The organism is Streptococcus equinus ATCC 9812, assembly GCF_000187265.1.
Taxonomy (GTDB): Bacteria; Bacillota; Bacilli; order Lactobacillales; family Streptococcaceae; genus Streptococcus; species Streptococcus equinus.
The window spans coordinates 368143-393197 of the sequence record NZ_GL698429.1 but is presented as its reverse complement, the minus strand read 5'-3'; the positions used below and the strand labels follow the sequence as shown (position 1 = coordinate 393197).

The 25055-nt window shown below is 36.8% G+C and carries 25 protein-coding genes, 1 pseudogene and 1 riboswitch; of the genes and pseudogenes, 9 read left to right on the top strand and 17 right to left on the bottom strand.

Annotated elements, in window-relative coordinates; genetic code table 11:
- Positions 1-118: 118 nt before the first annotated feature.
- Positions 119-214: riboswitch (purine riboswitch) on the bottom strand.
- 107 nt (positions 215-321) lie between these two features.
- Entirely contained in the window at positions 322-1305 is a 984-nt protein-coding gene (gene guaC / locus HMPREF0819_RS01820) for a GMP reductase (protein WP_004231508.1), read from the bottom strand.
- Between the two features lie 356 nt (positions 1306-1661).
- Here guaC and HMPREF0819_RS01815 point away from each other — a divergent pair.
- Positions 1662-2862, top strand: a pseudogene (locus HMPREF0819_RS01815) (FtsX-like permease family protein).
- A 13-nt stretch (positions 2863-2875) separates the two neighbouring features.
- Positions 2876-3532, top strand: coding sequence for an ABC transporter ATP-binding protein (locus tag HMPREF0819_RS01810; RefSeq protein ID WP_004231502.1), 657 nt, complete (start codon positions 2876-2878; stop codon positions 3530-3532).
- A gap of 39 nt (positions 3533-3571) precedes the next feature.
- Here HMPREF0819_RS01810 and HMPREF0819_RS01805 read toward each other — a convergent pair whose 3' ends face one another.
- The 7 genes from HMPREF0819_RS01805 to yjbM all read right to left on the bottom strand — a co-directional run bounded on the left by HMPREF0819_RS01805 (position 3572) and on the right by yjbM (position 10365).
- The gene (locus HMPREF0819_RS01805; protein ID WP_044023265.1) at positions 3572-4990 is read right to left on the bottom strand and encodes a glycoside hydrolase family 1 protein; all 1419 of its coding nucleotides are present in this window, start codon (positions 4988-4990) and stop codon (positions 3572-3574) included.
- A 161-nt stretch (positions 4991-5151) separates the two neighbouring features.
- The gene (locus HMPREF0819_RS01800) at positions 5152-5991 is read right to left on the bottom strand and encodes a Cof-type HAD-IIB family hydrolase (protein WP_004231496.1); all 840 of its coding nucleotides are present in this window, start codon (positions 5989-5991) and stop codon (positions 5152-5154) included.
- 178 nt (positions 5992-6169) lie between these two features.
- Entirely contained in the window at positions 6170-6925 is a 756-nt protein-coding gene (locus HMPREF0819_RS01795; protein WP_004231495.1) for an SDR family oxidoreductase, read from the bottom strand.
- Positions 6926-6988: 63 nt separating this feature from the next.
- Entirely contained in the window at positions 6989-7984 is a 996-nt protein-coding gene (pta, locus tag HMPREF0819_RS01790) for a phosphate acetyltransferase (RefSeq protein WP_004231493.1), read from the bottom strand.
- Between the two features lie 17 nt (positions 7985-8001).
- Positions 8002-8892: an RluA family pseudouridine synthase gene (locus HMPREF0819_RS01785; RefSeq protein ID WP_004231491.1), complete on the bottom strand. Its 891-nt coding sequence runs from the start codon at positions 8890-8892 to the stop codon at positions 8002-8004.
- The gene (locus tag HMPREF0819_RS01780) at positions 8889-9725 is read right to left on the bottom strand and encodes an NAD kinase (RefSeq protein ID WP_004231489.1); all 837 of its coding nucleotides are present in this window, start codon (positions 9723-9725) and stop codon (positions 8889-8891) included. Before HMPREF0819_RS01780 ends, HMPREF0819_RS01785 begins: the two co-directional genes overlap by 4 nt.
- Positions 9700-10365, bottom strand: a complete 666-nt coding sequence (yjbM, locus tag HMPREF0819_RS01775) for a GTP diphosphokinase (RefSeq protein WP_004231487.1) — start codon at positions 10363-10365, stop codon at positions 9700-9702. The genes HMPREF0819_RS01780 and yjbM overlap by 26 nt, the downstream gene beginning before the upstream one ends.
- 137 nt (positions 10366-10502) lie before the next feature.
- Between yjbM and HMPREF0819_RS01770 the strand changes: the two genes are divergently transcribed.
- The 5 genes from HMPREF0819_RS01770 (at position 10503) to HMPREF0819_RS01750 (ending at position 14371) form a co-directional block, all read left to right on the top strand.
- Positions 10503-11072: a CYTH domain-containing protein gene (locus HMPREF0819_RS01770; RefSeq protein WP_004231485.1), complete on the top strand. Its 570-nt coding sequence runs from the start codon at positions 10503-10505 to the stop codon at positions 11070-11072.
- An 84-nt stretch (positions 11073-11156) separates the two neighbouring features.
- On the top strand, positions 11157-12128 hold the full coding sequence (locus tag HMPREF0819_RS01765; protein ID WP_004231483.1) for a ribose-phosphate diphosphokinase: 972 nt from the start codon (positions 11157-11159) through the stop codon (positions 12126-12128).
- A 7-nt stretch (positions 12129-12135) separates the two neighbouring features.
- Entirely contained in the window at positions 12136-13251 is a 1116-nt protein-coding gene (locus HMPREF0819_RS01760) for a cysteine desulfurase family protein (RefSeq protein ID WP_004231482.1), read from the top strand.
- 1 nt (position 13252) lies between these two features.
- Entirely contained in the window at positions 13253-13600 is a 348-nt protein-coding gene (locus HMPREF0819_RS01755; RefSeq protein ID WP_004231480.1) for a DUF1831 domain-containing protein, read from the top strand.
- A gap of 129 nt (positions 13601-13729) precedes the next feature.
- Positions 13730-14371, top strand: coding sequence for a redox-sensing transcriptional repressor Rex (locus HMPREF0819_RS01750; protein ID WP_004231474.1), 642 nt, complete (start codon positions 13730-13732; stop codon positions 14369-14371).
- A 74-nt stretch (positions 14372-14445) separates the two neighbouring features.
- Here the strand turns inward: HMPREF0819_RS01750 and radC are convergent, their stop codons facing one another.
- The 5 genes from radC to HMPREF0819_RS01725 form a co-directional block, all read right to left on the bottom strand.
- Positions 14446-15126, bottom strand: a complete 681-nt coding sequence (gene radC, locus HMPREF0819_RS01745) for a RadC family protein (RefSeq protein WP_004231468.1) — start codon at positions 15124-15126, stop codon at positions 14446-14448.
- Between the two features lie 55 nt (positions 15127-15181).
- The gene (locus tag HMPREF0819_RS01740; RefSeq protein ID WP_004231467.1) at positions 15182-16297 is read right to left on the bottom strand and encodes an AI-2E family transporter; all 1116 of its coding nucleotides are present in this window, start codon (positions 16295-16297) and stop codon (positions 15182-15184) included.
- A 74-nt stretch (positions 16298-16371) separates the two neighbouring features.
- Complete coding sequence (locus HMPREF0819_RS01735) at positions 16372-16992, bottom strand: histidine phosphatase family protein (RefSeq protein WP_004231464.1); 621 nt, start codon at positions 16990-16992, stop codon at positions 16372-16374.
- Complete coding sequence (locus tag HMPREF0819_RS01730; protein WP_004231463.1) at positions 16989-17609, bottom strand: histidine phosphatase family protein; 621 nt, start codon at positions 17607-17609, stop codon at positions 16989-16991. Before HMPREF0819_RS01730 ends, HMPREF0819_RS01735 begins: the two co-directional genes overlap by 4 nt.
- Positions 17610-17663: 54 nt before the next feature.
- The gene (locus HMPREF0819_RS01725; protein WP_004231462.1) at positions 17664-19127 is read right to left on the bottom strand and encodes a glycoside hydrolase family 1 protein; all 1464 of its coding nucleotides are present in this window, start codon (positions 19125-19127) and stop codon (positions 17664-17666) included.
- A 387-nt stretch (positions 19128-19514) separates the two neighbouring features.
- On the opposite strand from HMPREF0819_RS01725, the gene HMPREF0819_RS01720 reads away from it, so the two are divergent.
- Both HMPREF0819_RS01720 and HMPREF0819_RS01715 read left to right on the top strand, forming a co-directional pair.
- On the top strand, positions 19515-20855 hold the full coding sequence (locus HMPREF0819_RS01720; protein WP_004231461.1) for an alanine/glycine:cation symporter family protein: 1341 nt from the start codon (positions 19515-19517) through the stop codon (positions 20853-20855).
- A 162-nt stretch (positions 20856-21017) separates the two neighbouring features.
- Entirely contained in the window at positions 21018-22214 is a 1197-nt protein-coding gene (locus tag HMPREF0819_RS01715) for a cation diffusion facilitator family transporter (RefSeq protein WP_004231460.1), read from the top strand.
- A gap of 74 nt (positions 22215-22288) precedes the next feature.
- On the opposite strand, the gene HMPREF0819_RS01710 is transcribed toward HMPREF0819_RS01715, so the two are convergent.
- The 4 genes from HMPREF0819_RS01710 to HMPREF0819_RS01695 form a co-directional block, all read right to left on the bottom strand.
- Positions 22289-23131 carry an amino acid ABC transporter substrate-binding protein gene (locus HMPREF0819_RS01710; RefSeq protein WP_004231459.1) on the bottom strand — a complete coding sequence of 281 codons (843 nt, stop codon included), beginning with the start codon at positions 23129-23131 and terminating at the stop codon, positions 22289-22291.
- 23 nt (positions 23132-23154) lie between these two features.
- Positions 23155-23784, bottom strand: coding sequence for an amino acid ABC transporter ATP-binding protein (locus HMPREF0819_RS01705; protein ID WP_004231458.1), 630 nt, complete (start codon positions 23782-23784; stop codon positions 23155-23157).
- Between the two features lie 11 nt (positions 23785-23795).
- Positions 23796-24437: an amino acid ABC transporter permease gene (locus HMPREF0819_RS01700; protein WP_004231457.1), complete on the bottom strand. Its 642-nt coding sequence runs from the start codon at positions 24435-24437 to the stop codon at positions 23796-23798.
- Positions 24438-24622: 185 nt separating this feature from the next.
- Positions 24623-24958 (bottom strand): zinc ribbon domain-containing protein YjdM, encoded by a 336-nt coding sequence (locus HMPREF0819_RS01695; RefSeq protein ID WP_004231455.1) that lies wholly within the window; start codon positions 24956-24958, stop codon positions 24623-24625.
- Positions 24959-25055 lie beyond the last annotated feature (97 nt).

The window sequence follows — 25055 nt, the reverse complement described above, 5'->3', positions numbered from 1 at the left end:
CTTTTTAGGGCAATCTTAACGAAGACAAAATATATAAAAAAAGTGTTTACGAATCGTAAACACCTTTTTGTAAAACTCGGTCTCGCTTTTACAGTTACGTAAAAACGCTTCTCAGTCACTTACTGAGCAATTGACTTATTGTTAGACATTACGGTGTCTTGTAGAAACGCTACGCCCATTCGTAGCATAAATAAGCTTTATTAAATTTTAACTATCACATTAATATTATAGATATTGTATCATTTTAATTTGAGATTTCAAGATGAAATCGGCCTGATTATTAAAGAAGTAATTTTCTGAAGATACTGACATCTCCCTTCTTTAAATCGAGTCACCGTTCCAAATTGAATTTTTAACGATAACATAATCTACTCGTGTCAGGGCATGAAGGTCACGTCCACCAGCATATGAAATCGAACTTTGAAGGTCTTCTTTCATTTCCACAAGCGTGTCTTTCAAATGACCTTTAACAGGTAACAAGATTTTCTTACCTTCAACGTTTTTGTGTTCACCTTTTTGGTATTCAGAAGCAGAGCCATAATATTCCTTGTACTGTTTGCCATCTACTTCTACCAATTTTCCTGGACTTTCTAAATGACCAGCAAAAAGCGAACCAATCATAACGATTGTGGCACCGAAGCGGATTGATTTAGCGATGTCACCGTGCGTACGAATACCACCATCAGCAATGATCGGCTTGCGGGCAGCTTTTGCACACCAACGAAGCGCAGCTAATTGCCAGCCACCTGTACCAAAACCAGTTTTCACTTTTGTAATACATACTTTACCTGGGCCGATACCAACTTTTGTAGCATCTGCACCAGCATTTTCCAACTCACGAACAGCCTCAGGCGTTCCGACATTACCAGCGATAACAAAAGTATCTGGTAACTCTTTTTTAATATGTTTAATCATATTAATCACGCTGTCAGAATGCCCGTGAGCAATATCAATAGTAATGAATTCTGGTGCGTCATCTTTTAAACTTGAGACAAAATCGTACTCATAATCTTTAACACCTACTGAGATTGAAGCAATCAAATCTTGGTCATGCATACGTTTAACAAATGGCTTACGAGAAGCTTCATCAAAACGGTGCATGATGTAAAAATAGCCATCCTTAGCAAGCTGTTCAGCAATATCTTCATCGATAATCGTTTGCATATTTGCTGGCACAACTGGTAACTTAAAAGTATAATCACCGAGTGTCACATGCGTATCAGCTTCTGAGCGACTCTTAATGATACATTTGTTAGGAATCAATTGGATATCTTCGTAATCAAAGACAGGCATTTCATTATACATATAAGTTTCTCCATAGTCTTTGTATCATTGGCAACTCATTTTAGGAATAATAGCAATCACTTTTTCACTTAATAGAGTAGCCAAAAATACATCGACTCTTTCATTAAAAAATAACCTTCCTATAACTCTCCTACTCGTGTTAAATAGCAGAGCATCGCTAGGTAATTCATTACCCTTCCATTGTTATTTTATATCTTTATTCGTTTTATGTCAACTCTTTATAAAATATATTTTTATAACGTTCGCTATTTACGTACGTTATCTGATTTCTGAATTTTATGACTTTAAGTTTTATTTTAGCTTTATTTCAGTTTTGGTTAGGTAAACTTTTTGTAACAAATGCAAAGGAGTTTTATATGAATTTTTTTAAAAGAGCTTGGCTTGTGACCAAAGCTAAAAAAGGACGAACTGGATTATTAATTCTAGTAACTAGTGCTATATTGATTTTTGTGTTAGCTGGTCTAACCATTAAAAATGCAGCAAATTCTGCAGTTGAGTCCGCAAAAAGCAAAGCTGGCGCTACGGTCACCTTATCAGTTAACCGCGAAGCAATGATGAAAGATTTCAAACCTGATAGTGAAAACAGTTCTGACAATAGTGAAGCAAGTGACGAGAATTCAGATGGTGGCTCTGCAGTGACTTCTATCGACCTCGCAACAGCAAAATCAATTGCAGAAAAAGATGATGTTGCATCTTATCTCTTCACAACCACTACCACAGCAACTGCTGGTGATGGAATCTCTGCAATTTCAACTTCTTCATCTTCTGATGATACAAGCGATAGCACTTCAACAGACTCTAATCAACCTGACCACGGGTGAAACTGACACGCTTGATTCAGCTATTTATACACTTTCAAATCCTAAAAATATGGATGCTTTCGTCAAAGAAATCAAGTCTGACATCGACACAGATTCTTACTCAGTAACTTCAAGTGATGAAATCTATGAACAAATGCTTTCACCATTAAATAACATTTCATCAATCGCACAAAATATCGTGATTTTAGTTGCTGTTGCAGGTGCCGTTATTTTGACACTTATCATCATCTTAAGCATCCGCGAACGCCGTTATGAGATTGGTGTCTTGATGAGTCTCGGTGAAAATCGTTTGAAGATTATCGGTCCATTCTTCACAGAACTTCTTATGGTAACTGTGGTTTCGCTTGCCATTGCTTCATTTGCAGGTAATTTTGTCGGTAATGCCCTTGGAAATCAATTGCTATCGTCATCAACTTCTACTGAACAAACAACTCAAAATGCTGGACCTGGGGCTGGCGGACCTGGACAAGATACTAAATCATCTGACAGCAACACAGACACTAATTCGAATCAAAAACCATCTGCGCCTGGAAACGGCGGAGGTCGTGGCATGGGTAACATGGTTGCGATGGCTACGTCTTCTGGCCAAGAAATCGATGACCTTGATATCAAATTAACCGGAACAGATGTTGCAAAACTCGGTGGTATTGCTCTTCTTATTTCATTTGTGTCAACGATTTTAGCAAGTATCGGTATTATCCGAATGAAACCTAAAGACATCTTGACTTCTAACTAGAAAGGACAATCATATGACGTTACAAACTAAAAATATCGGCTACTGGTACACCAATAATCCCGACGATTATCTGTTTAAAGATGTGAATCTAACTTTTGAAAAAGGAAAAGTTTATTCAATCCTTGGTCAGTCAGGAAGCGGAAAAACAACTTTCCTCTCACTACTAGCTGGACTTGACAGTCCTAAAACTGGACAAATCTACTTGGATGACACAGATATTAACAAATCTGGCTTGACCAATTATCGTCGAAATGCAGTATCGACTATTTTCCAAGCTTACAATCTAATGACCTACATGACTGCTCGTCAAAACGTTCAAACGGCGCTAGAAATTTCTAATAAATCTGTTGATAATGCTAAAATTGAAGAGCTTTTCGAACTCGTTGGCATCCCTAGAAAAATGATTGATAAGCCAGTTCTCAAACTTTCTGGCGGTCAACAGCAACGTGTTGCTATCGTACGCGCCTTAGCAACTGGACATGATTTAATTATCGCGGATGAACCGACAGGAAATTTAGACGAAGAAACCACGCAAGATATCGTTTCGATTTTCAAAGAAATCGCACATCAGCAAAATAAAACAGTCATTATCGTAACTCACGAAACAGCCGTCGCCAAAGAAACTGATGTCATTTTCGAACTCAAGAAAAAACAATTCACTCAAATTTAAAAGAAGCACTCAGTAATTAGCTGAGTGCTTTTAATATTATTAATCAGATAAATCTTGACCGTTTGTGTCAATGACTTTCTTGTACCAGAAGAATGAATCTTTACGATAACGTTTAAGACTTCCGATTTCTTCATCTGTGCGGTCTACATAGATAAAGCCGTAACGTTTACGGATACCTTCGTGTGTTGAGATAAGGTCGATTGCTGACCAAGGATTATAACCAAGCATATCAACACCATCAGAGATTGCTAAATGAATTTGAGCGATGTGTTGACGGAGATATTCAATACGATAATCATCGTGAATTCTGCCATCTTCTGTTAAGGTATCATACGCTCCAAGACCATTTTCAGTAACTAAAAGTGGCAAGTGGTAACGACTGTACATTTCACGAACTGTCGCACGGAATCCAACAGGGTCAATTTCCCAACCGAATTCTGTTTTTACAAGGTTTGGATTATCAACACTTTTAGCAAAACCAGGGAAAGTTTGATTTGATTGTTGGTCACCGTTTGCACCTGCTACCTCACTACCGTCAGAAGCTTCAACAGTTGCGGTATTATAGTAGTTAAATCCAATAAAATCAGGTTTAGCTGCTTTCATGATAGCACGGTCTTCATCTGTAACTGTAGGCACAGCATTATTTTCTTCCATATAAGCCCATGCAAGGTTGTTGTATTCACCAAAGACATATGCATCAAGGTAAAGCCAGTTACGTAGGGCATTAAAGTTTTGAGCAGCAATAATATCTTCTGGTTTTGAAGAAGCTGGATATACCAAAGAAATATTTGGAGCAGGACCAATTTTAGCATCTGGCAACATTTCATGACAAAGTTGCATGGCTTTTGCTTGCGCAACCAATTGGTGATGGTTTTGTTGGTAGATTTCCTTAGTGAGATTTGTTGTTCCTTCTGGCACATGAAGTGTACCGATAACTGGACCAACCAAAGTTAGCATATTTTGTTCGTTAATGGTTAACCAATATTTGACACGGTCACCAAAGTTTTCAAACAAAACACGTGCGTATTCTGCAAACCAATCTACTGACTCATGTGTTGACCAAGAACCTCGTTCATCAAGCGCTGCTGGCATATCAAAGTGGAACATTGTCACGATTGGTTGAATATTATATTTCAAGCATTCATCAATCAAGTTATTATAAAATTCAATTCCTTTTGGATTCACTTCACCTGTCCCGTTTGGCAAAATACGTGACCATGAAATTGAAAAACGGTATGACTTAAATCCCATTTCTGCCATCAAAGCAATGTCTTCTTTGTAGTGATGGTAATGGTCCACTGAAACTGACAAATCTGCAGTTCCTGCTGGTAATTCTTTGACATCTTGACAAGAAGGCCCTTTACCATCTTCTAATGCTGCGCCTTCAACTTGATAAGCTGAAGTTGATGCACCCCACAAGAAATAATCCGGAAATGGTTTTAAAGTTTTGTGTAACATGTAAATCTCCCTTTCACTTTTCATTGACTTCATTATAGCGCTATCATTTATGAAATACTAATGTTATCCAATGCATTCTTTGTACTATCATATGATTCAATATTAAAAAGCGGATAAAAATATCAAAAAAATGCTTAGCACACCTGCCAAGCACTCTCTTACTAAATCAGACCTAATTTTTCAAAGGCATTATAAATGCCATCTTCTTCAACATCATCAGTCACCATATCTGCCACTGCCAAGATTTCAGGGCCACCATTTCCCATAGAAACTCCAAAATCACAATACTCAAGCATCGGAATATCTACTTTTGCATCACCAAAAGCAATGGTATCTTTTTGACTAGCCTGCAAATGTTCAAGTAAAACCTCAATCGCATGCGCTTTAGTGATGTCTTTAACACCTAAATCACCAAAAAGTGCCGTCTCACCACGTCCGCCCCAAGTTCCTGCTTTAAGATTTGGAAAAGCTGTGGCAGAATCCAAATGGTCTTGGTAAGAATTCAAGATAAAACTAACTTTATTGAGGTCATTGCGATATAATTCTTCACCATAAACCAAGCCATGAAGAGCATCTTCAGCTTCCATATCTTCAACTTCTGCTGCAGTTTTCCCTTTCTGAAGAGCGTATTGTCTCATGACTGGTCGCGCTGCTTCTTTGAAATTTTCTGAAGCAAACAAACCATTATTTGACTCCAAATAGAACTCTAAGCCACGTTCATGTAACCAATCCACAATTGCTTTTGAGTCCTCTTCTGAAAGCATCTGATGCATGATAACTTGGTTATCATATTCAACATATGAACCATTTCCACCAATCATGCCATCAAGACCAATCTCCCAAAGTTCAGGCTGCATTTCTGCACGGCTACGACCCGTACACACAAATACTTTATGCCCATTTTCACGCGCCTTGCGGATTGCTATTACCGCAGATTCTGGAATACGATTGTGATAATCAACCAAAGTTCCATCAACATCTAAAAACACAATTTTACGCACAGCAATACCCTCTTCAATCTTATTTTCTCTATTTTACTAAGAACTTTTTAAAAACGATAGTTATATCTTATGAAAAAGTAATACTTTTCTCTTCTATTTTCAAGTCTTATTTTCATGCTTTTTCAAAATTTCATAAAACTAAAAAAAGAACCTTTTGGCTCTTTAACTCATATAAAAATTAATCGCGATAAACTGGCTGTGCTCCGTAGGTTTGAGACACTGGCATCATTTCAATGCGGTTGAAATTAACGTGTTCTGGTTGGCTAGCCACCCATGAGACGGTGTTTGCGATATCTTCTGGCGTAATGGCATGTGCTCCTTCGTAAAGTTTTTCAGCACGTTCATCATCGCCTTTAAAGCGTACGTTCGAAAACTCTGTGCCTTCGCAAAGCCCTGGTTCGATATTTGTCACACGAATCTTAGTACCAGCAAGGTCAGCTCGCAAATTTAGGGAGAATTGCTTCACAAAAGCTTTTGAAGCACCATAAATATTCGCACCAGGGTATGGGATTGTTCCAGCTGTTGAACCAAGATTGATAATCATACCTGAATTACGCTTAACCATGCTTGGCAAAATTTGGCGCGTCAAATAAACAAGACCTACGATATTTGTATTAATCATCGTCATCCAGTCTGAAATATCTGCCTCATATGTCTTATCTAAACCAAGCGCTAACCCAGCATTATTGACTAAAAGGTCAATCTGCTTCCAGTCTTCTGGTAGACTTGCTAAAGCTTGGTCAATCAAGTCAGTCTGTGAAACATCCATTTGTAGCGGATAAACTTTGTCTTCACCGAATTCAGTTTGTAAGCTCTGCAATTTTTCCAAACGACGAGCGCTAGTAATAACACGATAGCCATCTAATACTAACTTTTTAACAATAGCTTTACCAAAACCAGCAGAAGCTCCTGTTACTAATGCAATTTTTGTCATTTTATTCTCTTTCTAAAACGTTATATAAGAAAGTCAGTTGACGGCTACCCAACTGATTTTTCTTTATTCCATATCATCTACAGCTTGTGCTGCTGTAATAATTGCTAATTTATAAATATCTTCAGCACTTGAACCACGTGACAAATCATTCACAGGTTTGTTAAGTCCTTGAAGAATTGGACCGATTGCTTCAAACATACCAAGACGTTGTGCAATCTTATACCCAATATTTCCTGACTGAAGGTCTGGGAAGATAAAGACGTTTGCTTGCCCAGCCACTTTACTATCTGGTGCTTTAACTGCTGCTGTTCTTGGTACAAATGCCGCATCAAATTGCAATTCACCATCGATAGCTAATTCAGGCTGACGTCCTTTTGCCAACTGAGTTGCTTCACGAACTTTTTCAACTTCAGGAGCGTTTGCACTTCCTTTAGTTGAAAAACTCAACATGGCAATTTTAGGATCAATATCAAAAATTCTAGCTGTTTCAGCCGTGTTTAAAGCAATTTCAGATAATTCCTGAGCATTCGGATTAATATTGATAGCACAGTCAGCAAAAATCAAACGGTGATCAGTGCTTTCACGATTCATCAAGAAAACACCAGATGTTCTAGAAATGCCAGGTTTTGTTTTAATGATTTGAAGCGCTGGACGGACAGTATCAGCTGTCGAATGAATAGCTCCCGAAACCATACCATCAGCCAAACCTAACTTAACAAGCATTACACCAAAATAGTTAACGTCTTTCAATAAACGATCTACATCTTCTGGAGTAGCTTTTCCTTTACGAATTTCAAGAAAAACTTCTTTCATTTCATCAAGTTTATCGTAATTTTGGGGATTGATGACAATATAATTTTGATCAGCAAAACCAAACTTAGTCAATAACTCTCGAACTTCTGTAGCATCACCGAGAATAATCGGTTCAATCAACCCTTCAAATTTCAAACGAGCGGCGGCACGAAGAACACGTTCGTCATTTCCTTCAGGAAAAACAATTTTAAGGTTTTTACCAATAATTTTTTCCCTCAAGCTACCAAATAAAGATCGAATTCCCATATAAATCAACCTTCCATCTAATTGTTTTGTAGCTCAATGATAACGCTATCAAAGTCATCTGTCAAGTTTGTGCTCTGAATTATCTCTTCATTTGTGTAAGGGTTAACAAAACGTAGATAATGGCAATGAAGTGCCTGGCGAGTAATACCAAGATCCATACGACCGCCATACAAATCATCCCCCAAAAGTGGGAAACCAATATGAGAAAAATGTACTCGAATTTGGTGTGTACGTCCAGTATGTAAACGAATATCTACTAGAGCTACATCACCAAATTTCTCAACAACTTTATAACTTGTGTGAGCATATTTTCCTGAAGGGTGCACACGACGTGTGATAATGCTATCTTCATCTCGAGCAATCGGTGCAATAATTTCGCCCTCGTCTGCCAGATCACCTTGTCCAGAAACCAAGGCATAGTACCGCTTTTCAATTGTTTTATTTTGCAGTTGTTTATCAAGCCTTGCATGTGCATAACCGTGTTTAGCAAAGAGCATCAAACCACTTGTATTCTTGTCCAAACGCGTCACAATATGAACTTGTTTGTTAGGATAATTCTGCTCAAGATAGTAATTTTTTACAAAGTTAGCAATGGTATTTGAGTGTAAAATACTTGGAATGCTGGCATAGCCATATGGCTTATTCAAAATCAAGAAATGCTCATCTTCATAAGCAATATTCAAATCATGTTTGACTGGAATCAAAGTCTCATGTTCTTGCTCATCAGGGATTTCAATCGTTACAACATCTCCCTCATCCAATAAATAAATGGCATTTTGCTCAACGCCATTTACCCAAATATTTCCACCTTTAAACTTTACTTTTGCAAGTAAGCCTTTTGAGACATCATGTCCCTTTAAAAATGTTTTTACTTTTGTTCGTCGGTCCGCAACAAAATCAAATCTCACGAATCTACTTCTCCTATAAAGGCATCTCTCACGCGCTCCCAAAAACTTGTATGGAAGGGAGTTGCCACAAAACTAATTTTTTTATTGTCAATGTAATATTCAATTTTCGACACATTTTTATAATGCATCGTCTTGTTATCGATTGACACAGTATAAATGCCTTGGCGCTTAGGAACAATTTCAATTTTATCCTTTTTAGGAACAATCACTGAAGATCCTAAGGTACGATAAACGCGATTGTTCAAGCTAGAAATCTCGGTCAATTGCATTGCTTCCATCGTTGGATGCAAAATAGCTCCGCCCAAAGATTTATTATAAGCTGTACTGCCTGTTGGCGTTGATACCGAAATACCATCACCACGGAAACGTTCTAATTTTACTTTATCAATAATCACATCAGCAACCATTGTCTTTTCAATACGTTTAATGGCTACTTCATTAAGCGCGCGTGCCTTGATAACACGTCCATCATCCAGTGTTATCTTAGCACGTAAAACCGGATAAGAAGCCTTTCTCCCCTTATCAGCACGCAAATTCTCTATCAACTTTTCAACTTCAAAATCTCGATAATCAGTGTAAAAACCAAGATGGCCTGTATGAATTCCTACAAAACGAACTTTATCAAGAATCTTCTCATAAGTATGAAAAGCAGATAAAAGCATGCCATCACCACCAATGGAAATGACAATATCTGGATCTTTCTTAGATAAATAAAAATCCTTATCTTCTTTGAAAGCTGCAAATAACTTTGAAGCTACTCGTCTACTCTGATATTTCCCGTTTGCTATGATAGCGACACGCGTCGCCTTATCTGTAATATTCGTCTGTGTCATCACTATTTCCTACACCATCATTTAATTTCCGACTTGCGGGATCAAATAAAAGCTGTGCTTCCCTAATATCCTCGCGAATTTTTCGCATTTCTTCATCTAACTCAAGAGCGATTTTTGCTGTTGTTTCCAAACGTTTTTTAATCTTATCTGGAAACTCGCCTTTATATTTATAGTTCAATGAATGTTCGATTGTTGCCCAGAAGTTCATCGCGAGCGTTCTAATTTGAATCTCAGCTAGAACCACTTTTTGACCATCAATTGTGTCAACAGGATATTCGATAATCACATGATAAGAACGATATCCACTTGCTTTCATGTGGGTGATATAATCACGTTCTTGAACGATTTTCATATCTCGTCGACTACGCAAAAGCGTTAAAACTTCATCAACGTCATCAACAAATTGAACCATAATACGCAGACCTGCTATATCTTGCAAATCTTGTTCAATATTTTCTGGCTTAATTCCGCGCAGTACCATTTTTTCCTTGATACTCTCAACAGATTTTACGCGACCAGTTACAAATTCAATTGGTGAATGTCGATTTTGTTTACGAAATTGCTTACGAATTCCGCGAAGTTTAATCTTCAACTCCCCAACTGTTTGTACATAAGGATCTAAAAATTTTTCCCAGTCCATCACATTTCCTTCCTAATGGGATGGGCTTGTCACGATGACATAACCAATCCTTGTCAAAAAATTGACTTTTGTATAGAATTAATATAACGAACTTATTATAACATAAAACCTAATGGTGAAAAAAGGAAAAATTTTTTATGACACACCTTGAAATTGAGTACAAAACGTTACTCACTAAAGACGAGTTCAATCGTCTCAACAGTCAACTGTCTCATGTTACGCCTGTAACTCAGACTAACTATTACTTTGATTCAGATAATTTTGACATGAAGGGGCACCGCATGTCACTTCGTATCCGGACATTGCCAAATCGTGCTGAAATCACCCTAAAAATTCCAAAAGAAGTTGGAAATTTAGAATACAACTATGATTTAAGTGTCGAAGAAGCAAAAAGTATTATTAAGTCTGGAAAATTTCCTGACGTTGACTTTCTTAAGCTTATTGAAGAAAACGGTGTAAAATTATCAAGCTTAAAAAACTTCGGTAGTCTTACAACAATACGCCGAGAAACGATGACAAACATTGGTCTTATGGCACTTGATAGCAACCAATACGCTGATATCAAGGACTATGAACTTGAACTCGAAGTTGAAAATGCCAAAAAAGGCAAAAAAGACTTTGATGACTTCCTAGCTCAGCATGACATTGATTTCAAGTATGCTAAAAGCAAGGTCGCTCGCTTTAGTGCAACACTTAAGCGAAATTAAACACGCTTTTCCTTAAAAATGCTGAATTATTTCGTTTTTTTTGGTAAAATATAAGTATTAATTTTAAAGGAGTTTATTTATATCATGGCAGAACTTTACGCCGACAAACAGTTCAAGCTTTTTTCTCTATCTTCTAACGTAGAGATTGCACAAAAAATTGCGGATATTTTAGGTGTCCCTCTTGGAAAAGTATCAACACGCAAGTTTTCAGACGGCGAAATCATGATTAACATCGAAGAAACAGTTCGTGGAGATGATATCTACATCATCCAATCAACTAGCTACCCTGTTAATGATAACCTTTGGGAACTATTAATTATGGTAGACGCTTGTAAACGTGCCAGCGCACACAGTGTCAATGTCGTTATCCCATACTTTGGATACTCACGCCAAGACCGCATCGCTGCTTCACGTGAACCAATCACAGCTAAACTTGTTGCAAACATGCTAGTTAAAGCTGGTGTTGACCGTCTTTTAATCCTTGACCTTCACGCTGTTCAAGTACAAGGTTTCTTTGATGTCCCAGTTGATAACCTCTTTACTGTTCCATTGTTTGCTAAATACTACTTTGAACAAGGTTTGAAAGGTGAAGACGTTGTTGTTGTCAGCCCTAAAAACTCTGGAATCAAACGTGCTCGTAACTTGGCTCAAACTCTTGATTCACCAATCGCTATCATCGACTACGCTGAAGATGATTCACACCGTGAAGAAGGTTACATCATCGGTGATGTTGCTGGTAAAAAAGCAATCCTTATCGATGACATCTTAAACACTGGTAAAACATTTGCTGAGGCAGCTAAAATCGTTGAACGTGGTGGCGCAACAGAAATCTATGCAGCAGCAAGCCATGGTCTATTTGCTGGCGCTGCCGCTGACAGTCTTGATGCTGCTCCTATCAAGGAAATCTTAGTAACTGACTCTGTCGATACTAAAGAACGGTTGCCAAAAAATATCAAATATCTTTCTGCAAGCCAATTGATTGCTGATGCGATTACTCGTATCCACGAAAAAGCTCCGCTCAGCCCACTATTCTCATATAACGCTAAAAAGGACTAAATAATAAATGATATATCTTGATAATGCTGCAACTACCCCTCTCACCCCTTCTGTTATTGATGCAATGACAGAAATTATGAAGAATGACTTTGGTAACCCATCAAGCATTCATGGCATTGGGCGTCGCGCTAATCAGCGTCTTCGTTCAGCTCGCCAAACCATTGCCTCAGCTTTAAAAACTGACCCACGCCGCATTATCTTTACATCAGGTGCTACTGAAAGCAACAACACAGCTATCAAAGGTTATGCCCTTGCTAACCAAGCTAAAGGTAAGCACATTATTACAACTTCTATTGAACACCATTCAGTTCTTCTTACAATGGAGTACTTGGAAAAACGCTTTGGTTTTGAAGTCACTTATTTGAAACCTGAAAATAACCAAATTACTGCTAAACAAGTTACTGATGCTTTGCGTGATGATACCACCTTAGTCAGCACAATGTTTGCAAACAATGAAACTGGTGATATACTTCCAGTTAAAGAAATTGGTGAACTCCTTCAAAATCACCAGGCTGCTTTCCACGTTGATGCTGTTCAAGCTATCGGAAAAACCGATGTTTTTCCTGAAGATATTAAAGCTGATTTTCTTTCTGCTTCTGCTCACAAATTCCATGGACCAAAAGGTGTCGGTATCCTTTACTCAACACCACAACATTTTGATAACTTGCTCCACGGTGGTGAACAAGAAGACAAACGAAGAGCCAGCACTGAAAATATGATTGGTATCGTTGGTATGGCACAAGCCTTATCTGATGCCGTTGCTAACAAAGACAAAAACTTTAAGCATGTTGAGGAGCTTAACCAAGCCTTTCTCAATGGTATTTCTGGACTAGATTACTATATCAACGGTAGCGAGAACAAAATGCCTCATGTGCTTAATATTGGTTTTCCAAATCAAAACAATGGTATGCTTCTAACACGTCTTGACTTAGAAGGAATTGCCGTTTCAACAGGTTCTGCTTGTACTGCTGGTACCGTTGATCCAAGTCATGTTTTGGCAAGTCTATACGGTGACGACTCTCATCGTTTAACTGAATCAATCCGCGTTAGCTTCTCAGAGCTTAATACTATCGAAGAAGTTCAAGAACTCGCACAAAAATTAAAAGAAATCGTAGGAAACTAGGATGGCATTTGAAAAAGAAATCACTCTACAAGACTGTCTTTACAGCTATGCTATTAGCAATGACATCAAAAAATACACACTTCGTGATACAACCTTTACTCAAAACCGTATCGGTAATTACGAATTAACTCGCTTGTTAGAAAAAGTTCCAAATTCAGGCGACGGTTTTCCATTGAAAATCACAATCAACAAAGATTTAACAGGATTTAAATTAAGCATCACTGATAAATCTGGACTACGTTTTGTTAATATCTTCAAATCTGAAGATAACAAAATCCTCCAAGAAAAATTCTACTTCTTGATGGATAGTCTCGTTGAACGTGATATTTTCACTAAAAAAGAAGTTTAATAAAAAAGCAACTCTTTACCTGCTTCAAGGCAGATTAAGAGTTGTTTTTTTAATTAATTCAAAAATTTGTTTTTATTTTCACAAAGTTTTTGTTACAATAGATGTAGTAAGTAAAAGGGAGATGGTATTGTGACTACTGAGAAATCTATTCCTAAAGCAACAGCAAAGCGACTCTCGCTTTATTATCGTATTTTCAAACGTTTTAATACTGATAATGTTGAAAAAGCAAGTTCAAAACAAATTGCGGATGCTATGGGAATTGATTCTGCAACAGTTCGTCGAGATTTTTCATATTTTGGTGAACTCGGACGACGCGGCTTTGGCTACGACGTCAAAAAATTAATGAATTTCTTTGCTGATATTTTAAATGACCATTCTACAACAAACGTTCTTTTAGTAGGATGTGGAAATATCGGACGTGCACTACTTCATTACCGTTTCCATGACCGTAATAAAATGCAAATTGCAATGGCATTTGATACTGATGATAACGAGATTGTTGGACATCAAACCTCTGATGGTATTCCAATCTATGGTATCTCATCTCTTAAAGAACATGCTCAGGAAGCTGGGATAGAAACAGCTATTTTAACTGTACCAAGTACTAAAGCTCAGGAAGTTGCTGATATTTTGGTTGAAGCTGGAATCCATGGAATCCTAAGTTTCTCACCTGTACACCTTAATGTTCCTAAGGATGTGATTGTTCAATATGTTGATTTGACTAGTGAACTTCAAACACTTCTCTATTTTATGAGCCAATCAAATCAATAATGCCTTGCTCAAGAAATTTAGTATTTAAATACTTTTTTCAAAGTCTGAGAATTTTCCTCAGGCTTTTTTATTGCTTATAAAACATCCGTTTCTTCTCTAAAACTGTAATATTGGTATTTGCCTACTATGATATGATCTAAGCAAATTAGTCCAATATCTTCACATGAACGCTTTATTTTTTCAGTAAAGCGCAAATCATTTTCGCTAGGTTCTGGCGAACCAGAAGGGTGGTTATGAACGATAATCACTGAAGTTGCCATATTTTTACAAGCATAATACAAAATTTCACGTGGTTCAGCAATTGAGCGACGAACTGAACCGATAAAAATAGTACGTTGCTCGATAATCCGATTTTGTGTATCTAGGTAAATGGCTACTAGATGCTCTTGCTTTTGGTCACTAAGTTCTAGCATCATCTTTCTAGCTAGACGTTCACTGCTCATAATACGCTCTTTTTGGACGTACTCTGCCTTGCTAATGCGCTTAGCTAATTCAATCATCGCTTTAATTTCAATGGACTTCACGTGACCAATTCCCTTAATTTTTTGCAATTCTTGTAAAGATAGATGCTGAAAATCCGCTAAGCTATCAATGTGTTTTAAAATATCATTTGCCACTTCCAAAACAGGCCTAGTCTTTGTTCCCGTACGTAATAAAATCGACAATAATTCCTGATTGCTTAGTTGCTCTGCACCTAAATCTCGCAAACGCTCACGCGGTAGCATGGCATCTGCTCTCATCTCAATTGTGTACATAAAAATACCTCCACTTATTTATTCGTAAGTTGAAGGTATTTCCTTTAATTTTTAGTTATTGTAGTCGATTTTTCTGACGTTTTGCGACGTTATCTTTAATCATTTGATATAAGCTTGCTGCTAACGGTACTGCAACAAGCATTCCTAGAACTCCCCATAGTGACGCACCAATGGTAATTGCCATCAGCACCCACATACCAGGTAATCCAATTGAGCCACCCACCACGCGCGGATAAATTATGTTTCCTTCAAATTGCTGTAGAACAACTAAGTAAATAACAAAGAATATCGCCTGTGACACGTCTTGTGTCGCAATGAGGATAAATCCGATTGTTACACCGATATATGCTCCTACAACTGGAATTAATGCCGTAAACGCCACTAAAATACCAATTGTTGCTGCATATGGTAATTTGAATAAGAACATACCAATAGCTGTCAAACTTCCAAGAATCATCGCCTCTAGAGTCTGACCGACAAAGAAACCATGAAATCTCTTATGCAAAATATCCAAAACATAGTGCACAGTTTTAGCATATTTTCCAAGGTAAGAATCAATCAAAAGATTAAACTGACGTCCCAACTGCTCCTTACTTGCCAACACATAAATTGAAAAGACAAAACTAATGAAGACATTTAACAGAGTCGATGCAATGGTGCTCACCGAAGTTAAAATATTTGTTAGAACAGCTAAAACCTGATTCAATATTTGTTTACTGTAGTCAGACAAGGTTGCTGTAATGTCTGATGAAGACCCAAAATAAGCAAGAAACTCTTGTACAGCTTTATTATCACTGACTTCCTTGATAAATTTTGAAAAACCACTCGTATCAATTTTCAAAAGAGAATTAATACTTGCAATCAAGTCAGGCAACACAATTGAAAATAACCAGCTAATAAGTAGCATAAAAGTGAGATAGGCTAAAATCATTGAAACTGCACGTTTTAATTTTAGTAGATACTTATTTTTAATCAAGCGTGTAAAAATCATCTCATAAAGGCTCATCACAATATTGACAATATAAGCAATACCTGCCCCTATCATAAAGGGGTGACTTGCCTTAAAAATGGTAGAAATAATTGATGCACCAGCGCTCCAGTAAGCCTGAATCGCATAACAAATTGCAAAAGCAATCACTATATAATAAACATGTTTTTTCTCTAATTTCATGGGGAATAAATTCTCCTTAATTCAGTTATTCCCATTATAGCAAAATATATTAAAATAGCGAACAGTCTGCTGCTTTATTCTTTATTATCACGCTTAAAAATATACTCTTGGTCAACTGGATTATAAATCGATTTTACTTCCATGTCTGTGCCATCGTAAGCAATTTCCAGAATTGCACAATTTGACATGCGTTTCTTTAAAATAGGCGGATTTTTTGTTGCATGAAGATAAAACTGCGTAATGGCTCCGCCATGACTGACAAATAAGAGTGTCTCGTCATCTTCGCTCTGATTTAATCTCTCACGAATCGTACGGCTCACGCGCTCATATACCTGAACATTTGACTCACCGCCATAGCGCACAAAGAAATCACGATAACCTGAGCCGTCTTCACGATGAACAGGTGGATTTAGGTATTCTTGATGAGCTTCATAAGAGCCAAAATCCATCTCTTTAATCCCTTTTAATCGAATATAATCATCTCTTCCAGTTGCAAGTTCTGCGGTATCACAAGCACGTTCCTGCGTTGATGAGTAGACTCGAGTAAATGTAATGCCTTCCTCTTCAAAATGGCGTCTTGCTGCTTTTGCTTGCTCAATACCAAGTTCTGTTAAAGGAGAATCACAAGCTCCTTGAATTCGACCTTGTAAGTTAAAACGTGTTTGTCCATGTCGCATTAAATAAAATGTCTTCATTGATTCTCATCCCTCTCAAATAAATATGTTTCAAAATCTTTAGTTGGCGAAATTAATTTATCAAGATGCAGTTTACCGTCATAATCAAACTCACAAATAGCACAATTTGAAAAGCCAACACCTTTTGGAAATGCTATTTTTAGTTGGAGACAAAGTCCCCACATCGTTGCACCGTGGCTAACCATAAGTAGGCTCTCAGCATCGTCTTCTTCTTGCAAAACCTTAAGAATAGTCTTTAAAGCACGCGCACCAACCGCCATAATATCTTCTCCACCAAATGGAACTAATAAATCTTCGAATGAATTTGCACCTGGTCTGAACTTTGGCAATAAAAACTCTGGCTGCGCTTCAAACTGTCCAAAATCCATTTCTTTGATGCCTTTTAGCTGAACAACGTTCTCTTGCGCAGAAACCAATTTTGCGGTATCTGTCGCCCTTTCCTGCGTTGATGAATAGACTTTATCAAAAGAAATCGCATTGTCATCAAAATATTTCTTAGCGAGCATAGCTTGATCTATACCAAGTTGTGTCAAAGGAGAATCACAAGCTCCTTGAACACGACCTTGAGTATTAAAAAGAGTCTCGCCATGACGCATTAGATACAGTTTTTTTCCCATACATTTCCTTTCTAGAAAAGTAACCCAGTTGGAATTTCCAACTGAGTTAACTTATTAATCATTTAGGATATTAGCACCACGTGATGCAATCAAATCTTTATAGAAGAAGAATGAATCTTTTCGTAATCGATCAAAGCTACCGTTTCCTTGGTCATCCGCATCAACATAGACAAATCCGTAACGTTTTGACATTTCTGATGTTGACGCTGAAATAAGGTCTGTACAGCCCCACCAAGTGTACCCCATCAAATCAACACCGTCTTCAATGGCTTCATACATTTGTTTAACGTGTGATTGAAGATAATCAATGCGGTATTGGTCGTGAATTGAGCCATCTTCTTCCACTTTATCAAGAGCACCAAGACCATTTTCAACAACCATAAGTGGCACTTGATAGCGATCGTAAAGCTTATTAAGGGTAATGCGAAGACCAACTGGATCGATTTGCCAACCCCAATCAGATGCTTCTAGATATGGATTTGGTTCGCTGAGCATAAGATTTCCTGCAGTTTGATTGCCTGTTTTTTCTTTACGAGCAATTGAACTCATGTAATAAGAGAATGACATGAAATCGACAGGGTATTTTTCAAGGATTTCAAGATCACCTTCAGCAATATCTAGCTTAATATTGTTTTCTTTGAAGAAACGTTTTGCATATGAAGGGTATTTACCACGAACTTGAACATCAGAGAAGAATAGATTTTCATGGTCTTTTTTAATTTCTTCCATGACATCGTCAGGATTACATGTTGCAGGATAAGCTTGCATACGAGCTAACATACAACCAATCTTAAAGTCAGGATTAATCTCATGACCAACTTTTGTAGCAAGACTTGATGCTACAAATTGGTGGTGTGCTGCTTGATACATTTCTTGAAGATTTAATTTTCCATCTTCAAACAAAAGTCCACCAGAAAGGTAACCAGTCATTCCAATGATGTTAATTTCATTGAACGTTAACCAATATTTAATTTTATCTTTGTAACGATTAAAAACAGTTTCTGCATAGCGAACAAAGAAATCAATCACCTTACGATTCTTCCAACCGCCGTATTCTGTAATTAAATGAATTGGAAATTCATAGTGAGAAAGTGTTACAAGTGGTTCAATACCATATTTATTTAACTCATCGAAAACTTTGTCATAAAATGCTAAACCAGCTTCATTTGGTGTTGCATCGTCACCATTTGGGAAAATACGTGACCAAGCAATTGACATACGAAATGTTTTGAAGCCCATTTCAGCATAAAGAGCGATGTCTTCTTTATAGCGGTGATAAAAATCAGATCCCCAACGTTTTGGATAAAGTCCTTTTTTATCGTTTAAGGCAGCATCTAATTTTGCACGATTCATTGGCGTATTAAATTCACTTCCCATTGATTTTCGTTCTTCTGGAGCTACAGCGCGTGAAGTATCTGAAGTTGCTGGACCACGTCCATCAACATTCCACGCCCCTTCAAACTGATTGGCAGCTGTTGCACCACCCCATAAAAAATCTTTTGGAAATTGTTTTGTCATATTATTCACCTCATACTTAAGCTTACTCTTGTATTATAGCTGGAAATGTAAGTGTTTTCTATCAATATAATCTTAAAAACTAATACTATGACAAACTATTGACCAAATAATCTTACTTTAGCTGAAACATTTTCTTGAAATTATCCGAAATTGCAATGAAATGCGCTCATTTTGAAGACTTTTTGAAGACTTTTTATAGAAGAAAATTTGACAAAAGCCCATTCTATCTATATAATTAATTAGTTAAAATTATTCTATTTTTTCTGAAAATGGGAAGAAAATTTTAATTAAGTAGTACTTATTTAATGGCTAAAAGATAAAGAATCACCAGATGACTTACCCTTTAACCAATGATTATAGTACTATGACTGACTTAGGAGTTTGATTATGTATAATTTTCTATCGTCTTTAGACAGTCTAGTCTGGGGACCACCTCTTCTTGTTCTGCTCGTCGGAACAGGAATTTATCTATCTATTCGTTTAGGATTGCTGCAAGTTTTTCGACTTCCAAAAGCTTTAAAACTTATTTTCGCATCTGAAGCGAAAGGAAAAGGTGATATTTCAAGTTTTGCGGCTCTTGCAACAGCTCTTGCTGCTACAGTAGGTACTGGTAATATTGTGGGTGTTTCGACTGCTATTAAACTTGGTGGCCCTGGTGCACTTCTATGGATGTGGTTAGCCGCATTCTTTGGTATGGCGACTAAATACTCAGAAGGTTTCTTGGCGATTAAATACCGTACAACAGACGCAAATGGTGAAATTGCTGGTGGTCCAATGCATTATATCGTTAACGGAATGGGAAAACACTGGAAACCGCTAGCAATCGCCTTTTCAATCTTTGGTGTTATGGTGGCGCTATTTGGTTCAGGTACATTTACACAGGTTAACTCAATTACTGACTCTCTCAGCAATACAGTCGGTTGGTCACCAAAAATTATTAGCTTGGTTTTAGCTGTTTTAGTTAGCATTATCATCTTTGGTGGTATTCAATCAATTTCAAAAGTTGCTGAAAAAGTTGTGCCTTTCATGGCGATTATTTATATTCTCGCAACAATTACTATCCTTGCTTTCCACTATGACCAAATCATTCCAAGTATTGTTTTAGTCATTAAATCTGCTTTCACTGGTAAAGCTGCTACAGGTGGTTTTGCAGGCGCAACTGTAATTACAGCAATCCAAGCTGGTATTGCGCGTGGTATCTTCTCAAATGAATCTGGTCTTGGTTCTGCACCAATTGCTGCTGCTGCTGCCAAAACCGAAGAACCCGTTGAACAAGGTCTTGTTTCTATGACTGGTACTTTCATCGATACCATCATTATATGTACACTAACAGGTCTATCAATCATCGTTACTGGTGGCTGGACAAGCAACCTCAATGGAGCAACTCTAACGCAATCAGCGTTCTCTACTGTCTTTGGTAACTTTGGTGTTTACGCATTGACAATTAGTTTAATTCTCTTTGCCTTTACAACAATTCTTGGATGGGGTTACTACGGAGAACGTTGTTTCGAATTTCTTTTTGGGACTAAAGCAATTCCAGTTTACCGTGTTATTTTCATTATAATGGTTGCCTTGGGTGGATACATTAGCCTTGAAACAATCTGGGTTATTGCAGATATTGTTAATGGTTTAATGGCTATTCCAAACTTGATTGCACTACTTGCTCTTTCACCAATTATTATCAAAGAATCTAAACAATATTTTAATAATTATCAAAATAAAGACTAGGTTTAATCCTAGTCTTTTATTCTTGTCAAACTCAGGAAAATCCTGCTAAGAAAACGCTTCTTGACAGGATTCTTTTGCCCCAGGAAGTCGTTTTAGTGATATAATAGAAGGTAGCCTTAATTTTAATATACATACCGCCATTTCTCACAAAGGAGGCATTATATGTCAACACCAGAAGAAAATCTTCGTTTAGCTAAGCGTGGACCAATTGTCAGTATTGTCGCATACTTTGTCATTACTTTACTCAAATTAATCACTGGCTATTTTATTAATTCATCTTCTTTAATCGCTGATGGTTTTAACAACTTATCTGATATTTTAGGAAATGTTGTCCTATTAATTGGATTACATCTAGCAAGTAAGCCAGCTGATGAAGATCATCGTTTTGGACATTGGAAAATCGAAGATCTATCAAGTTTGATTACTTCATTTATCATGTTTTACATTGGTTTTAAAGTCCTCTTTCAAACCGTTGAAAAAATCATCACTGGTAGTCTAACACCACTTGATCCAGAAGGTGCTATCATCGGAGTCATCTCAGCTTTAATCATGTACGGTGTCTACCTCCACAACAAACGTCTCTCTCAACGTGTCAAATCAACTGCTCTTTTAGCTGCTTCAAAGGATAACTTATCCGATGCCGTAACATCAATCGGTACCTCTATCGCCATTCTATCCGCTTCTTTCAATCTCGTTATCATCGATAGACTTGCTGCTATCGTCATCACTTACTTCATTTTGAAAACAGCCTACGATATCTTTATGGAAAGTGCCTTTAGTTTATCAGATGGATTTGATCAAAAAGAATTAAAAAAATACAAGGAAGCCATTTTAAAACTTCCAAAAGTTTCAAATGTTAAATCTCAACGTGGTCGCTCTTATGGAAGTAACATCTACCTTGACATCGTTGTTGAAATGAATCCAGATTTATCAGTTTATGAAAGCCATGAAGTCACTGAACAAATCGAAGACATTCTTCGAAAAGAATTTTCAGTCTATGACACCGATGTTCACGTTGAACCTGGATCTATCCCAGAGGATGAAATTTGGGACAACGTTTATCGCAAACTATTCAAAGCAGAGAAAACCATTCTTGCAAAAATCCCTGATTACGAAGAATTGATTTCAGATAACTTCAAACTCGTTGATGCTGATGGACAAACTTATACAAAATACGAAATGGTTTCACGTGCCAAACACTACATGAGTAATTTTGAAGGCTTTGAGATGACTTCAATTAGTCAAAAAACAAAACTAATCACTTATGAGCTCGATGGACAAACACACACAAGTATTTGGCGCCGTAAGGAAAATTGGTTCCTTGCTTTCCATCAAATCACACCTAAATCACAAAAATAAACAAAAGCTAGAGCTTCTACTCTAGCTTTTTATAATTAAAAAAGCTCTAAGTTGTTAAACTTAGAGCTTCTTTTTTAGTTTTTGACGGCATCAGTTGCAACGTCTTCACCAAACCATTTATTTGAAATCTCTTGGAATTTACCGTCTTTATAAAGTTTTTGGAATGCTTGATTAATTTTCTTAACAAGTGTTTTATCTGCTTTTCTAGCTCCGACAGCAAAGTCTTCACCATCAAATTCACTTGAAATAATGTTATACTTGTCAAGCTCGCCTTCTTGTTCAAGATAGTAATTAGCATAAACTTTATCAATCAACAAACCATCGATACGATCGTTTTTAAGGTCAATCAAAGCTTGTGTAAATGTTTCATATTGTGTCGCATCTCCGCCAGAGACAATGTTTTTTAATACTTTAGGATTCGCATTAAAAGCATCATAACCTGATGAACCTGATTGGGCACCAAGGACTTTTCCTTTCATACCAGCAAAACTTGTAATATCTGACGATTTTTTAGTCACCAATACTTGTTCATTTATCATATAAGGGTTTGTGAAACGAACTTTTTCTGAACGTTCATCTGTGATTGAATAACCATTCCAAATCAAATCAATTGTTCCATTATTTAATTCAGTTTCTTTCATATCCCAGTTGATTGACTGCCATTTAACTTTAATACCATATTCAGCAAAAACAGCATTCGCTAAATCAATATCAAAACCAACGTTTTTTCCGTCTTCATCTTCATATCCCATTGGAACAAAGGTATTATCGAAACCAATCGTAATCTTACCATCTTTTACATAAGAATCCCACTGGTCAGTGTTAGAAACTTTTTTTGAAGACGATGAACCACAGGCAGCTAGTGCTACAGTCGAAACAAGCACCAAAGCGCTTAAAAGAATTTTTTTGATCTTCATAGACACACCTAATAAACTTTCTGTTATTTTGGATTAATTTTTAAAATGTGATCTGAAATTGTTTCAGCAAATTGCAAATCATGGGTAACCACGATTTGAGTCATTCCTGCTTCACGATTTTGTAAAATCAATTTTTCAACTTCTTGGCGTAACTCAGGATCAAGCGCTGAAGTCGGTTCGTCATACCCAATAATCTGAGGATCAATCATCATTGCACGAGCTAGTGCCACACGTTGCTTTTGACCACCAGACAATGAATAAGGATAAGCTCCCGCATGCTCACCCAACCCAAGACGTTTAAGAAGTCCTAGGGCTTTTTCTTTTGCTTCTTCTTTTGACATTCCCATTGTTTTAACAGGTGACAAAATCAAGTTTTCTAAAACAGACAAGTGTGGAAATAATTGAAAGTCTTGGAAAACAAATCCTAATAAGTTAAGGTTCTCCAAGTGATCAATTGGAACTACTTCACCATTATAAATGATTTCACCTGAATCAATTGTTTCAAGACCTGCAAGCATACGTAGCAAAGTTGTTTTACCACCACCTGAAGGACCTACTAATGACAAAATTTTTCCATCTTCAATGGTCAAATTAAATTGATCAAAAATCTTTTTTTGACCAAATTGTTTTGAAATATTTTTTAATTCTAACATCTGGTCACCTCTTATTTGTAATAATCAAATTTTTTCTCAGTTTGTTTTGAAATTAGTGTTACAATACCAATCATCAGTAAGTAAATCGCTCCCGCTACAAACATAGGTGCTAAAGAAGCATCACGATTGGCTGCTGTTTTACTAGCAAGCAACAAATCACCAACACCAAGCACGTAAACAAGTGAAGAATCCTTAACGAGGTTAATGATTTCATTGAAAACGCTCGGCAAAACAATTTTGAAAACTTGTGGCAAAATAATATAATGAATCGTTTGAAGTTGATTTAATTTCAAAACTTTAGCAGCCTCATATTGCCCTTTGGGAATGGCTGAAATACCACCACGGAAAATCTCAGCAAAATAAGCTGCATAATTTAACGTGAAAGCTAAAATAGCTGCTGGAAGTCTATCCATAACTACGCCCACGCTTGGCAAGACATAGTAAAAGAAAATTAATTGTAGTAACAATGGAGTCCCACGCATAATCCACACGTACAAAGTCAACAACCATTGTAACGGTTTAAATTTTATCTGCATCAAAAAAGCTAAGATAGCACCAAATGGAATTGATAATACAATAACAATACAGAAAACCTGCAATGTCACTGCTGCACCATCTAATAAGCTAGGCAGAATTTGTGAAATATATGACATATTTTCTCCTAAAAAGAATTGATAGTATCTTCTATTATAACAGATTTTAGAATAAATTGGGAGTAATCAAGAATAATTTCTCACTTTTTGTAATAAAAATAAACCATTTTTACATAAATTTATATATGTATGCATCTTTTTTTGCAAAAAAGCTGTGAGTAAATCTACTCACAGCTTAAAAGTCATTATAGTTTTTTAACAAACTCTGATTTTAATTTCATTGCGCCAAAACCATCAATTTTACAATCGATGTTGTGATCACCTTCAACAAGACGAATGTTTTTCACACGTGTACCTTGTTTAAGATCTTTTGGTGCACCTTTTACTTTCAAGTTTTTAACGATAGTAACACTATCCCCATCAGCAAGACGAGTACCGTTGCTATCAAGAACAACCAAGCCATCTCCTTCTTCAACTGAATCGCTTGGGTTCCATTCATAAGCACACTCTGGGCAAACTAACATTAATCCATCTTCGTAAACATACTCAGAGTTACATTTTGGACAATTTGGTAAAGACATAATTTCTCCTTATCAAAAATAGCTATAACTTTCTTAGCTGTCCTTTAGCAAAAAGTTACATTATTCATTCTACCCTAGAAAGTAAAATTTGGCAAGA

Excerpts from the sequence above, each read along its gene's own strand:
- guaC (WP_004231508.1), bottom strand. The coding sequence starts at position 1,305 with ATGTATAATGAAATGCCTGTCTTTGATTACGAAGATATCCAATTGATT.
- HMPREF0819_RS01810 (WP_004231502.1), top strand. The coding sequence starts at position 2,876 with ATGACGTTACAAACTAAAAATATCGGCTACTGGTACACCAATAATCCC.
- HMPREF0819_RS01805 (WP_044023265.1), bottom strand. The coding sequence starts at position 4,990 with ATGTTACACAAAACTTTAAAACCATTTCCGGATTATTTCTTGTGGGGT.
- HMPREF0819_RS01795 (WP_004231495.1), bottom strand. The coding sequence starts at position 6,925 with ATGACAAAAATTGCATTAGTAACAGGAGCTTCTGCTGGTTTTGGTAAA.
- pta (WP_004231493.1), bottom strand. The coding sequence starts at position 7,984 with ATGGGAATTCGATCTTTATTTGGTAGCTTGAGGGAAAAAATTATTGGT.
- HMPREF0819_RS01780 (WP_004231489.1), bottom strand. The coding sequence starts at position 9,725 with ATGACACAGACGAATATTACAGATAAGGCGACGCGTGTCGCTATCATA.
- yjbM (WP_004231487.1), bottom strand. The coding sequence starts at position 10,365 with ATGGACTGGGAAAAATTTTTAGATCCTTATGTACAAACAGTTGGGGAG.
- HMPREF0819_RS01770 (WP_004231485.1), top strand. The coding sequence starts at position 10,503 with ATGACACACCTTGAAATTGAGTACAAAACGTTACTCACTAAAGACGAG.
- HMPREF0819_RS01765 (WP_004231483.1), top strand. The coding sequence starts at position 11,157 with ATGGCAGAACTTTACGCCGACAAACAGTTCAAGCTTTTTTCTCTATCT.
- HMPREF0819_RS01760 (WP_004231482.1), top strand. The coding sequence starts at position 12,136 with ATGATATATCTTGATAATGCTGCAACTACCCCTCTCACCCCTTCTGTT.
- HMPREF0819_RS01755 (WP_004231480.1), top strand. The coding sequence starts at position 13,253 with ATGGCATTTGAAAAAGAAATCACTCTACAAGACTGTCTTTACAGCTAT.
- radC (WP_004231468.1), bottom strand. The coding sequence starts at position 15,126 with ATGTACACAATTGAGATGAGAGCAGATGCCATGCTACCGCGTGAGCGT.
- HMPREF0819_RS01740 (WP_004231467.1), bottom strand. The coding sequence starts at position 16,297 with ATGAAATTAGAGAAAAAACATGTTTATTATATAGTGATTGCTTTTGCA.
- HMPREF0819_RS01735 (WP_004231464.1), bottom strand. The coding sequence starts at position 16,992 with ATGAAGACATTTTATTTAATGCGACATGGACAAACACGTTTTAACTTA.
- HMPREF0819_RS01730 (WP_004231463.1), bottom strand. The coding sequence starts at position 17,609 with ATGGGAAAAAAACTGTATCTAATGCGTCATGGCGAGACTCTTTTTAAT.
- HMPREF0819_RS01725 (WP_004231462.1), bottom strand. The coding sequence starts at position 19,127 with ATGACAAAACAATTTCCAAAAGATTTTTTATGGGGTGGTGCAACAGCT.
- HMPREF0819_RS01720 (WP_004231461.1), top strand. The coding sequence starts at position 19,515 with ATGTATAATTTTCTATCGTCTTTAGACAGTCTAGTCTGGGGACCACCT.
- HMPREF0819_RS01715 (WP_004231460.1), top strand. The coding sequence starts at position 21,018 with ATGTCAACACCAGAAGAAAATCTTCGTTTAGCTAAGCGTGGACCAATT.
- HMPREF0819_RS01710 (WP_004231459.1), bottom strand. The coding sequence starts at position 23,131 with ATGAAGATCAAAAAAATTCTTTTAAGCGCTTTGGTGCTTGTTTCGACT.
- HMPREF0819_RS01705 (WP_004231458.1), bottom strand. The coding sequence starts at position 23,784 with ATGTTAGAATTAAAAAATATTTCAAAACAATTTGGTCAAAAAAAGATT.
- HMPREF0819_RS01700 (WP_004231457.1), bottom strand. The coding sequence starts at position 24,437 with ATGTCATATATTTCACAAATTCTGCCTAGCTTATTAGATGGTGCAGCA.
- HMPREF0819_RS01695 (WP_004231455.1), bottom strand. The coding sequence starts at position 24,958 with ATGTCTTTACCAAATTGTCCAAAATGTAACTCTGAGTATGTTTACGAA.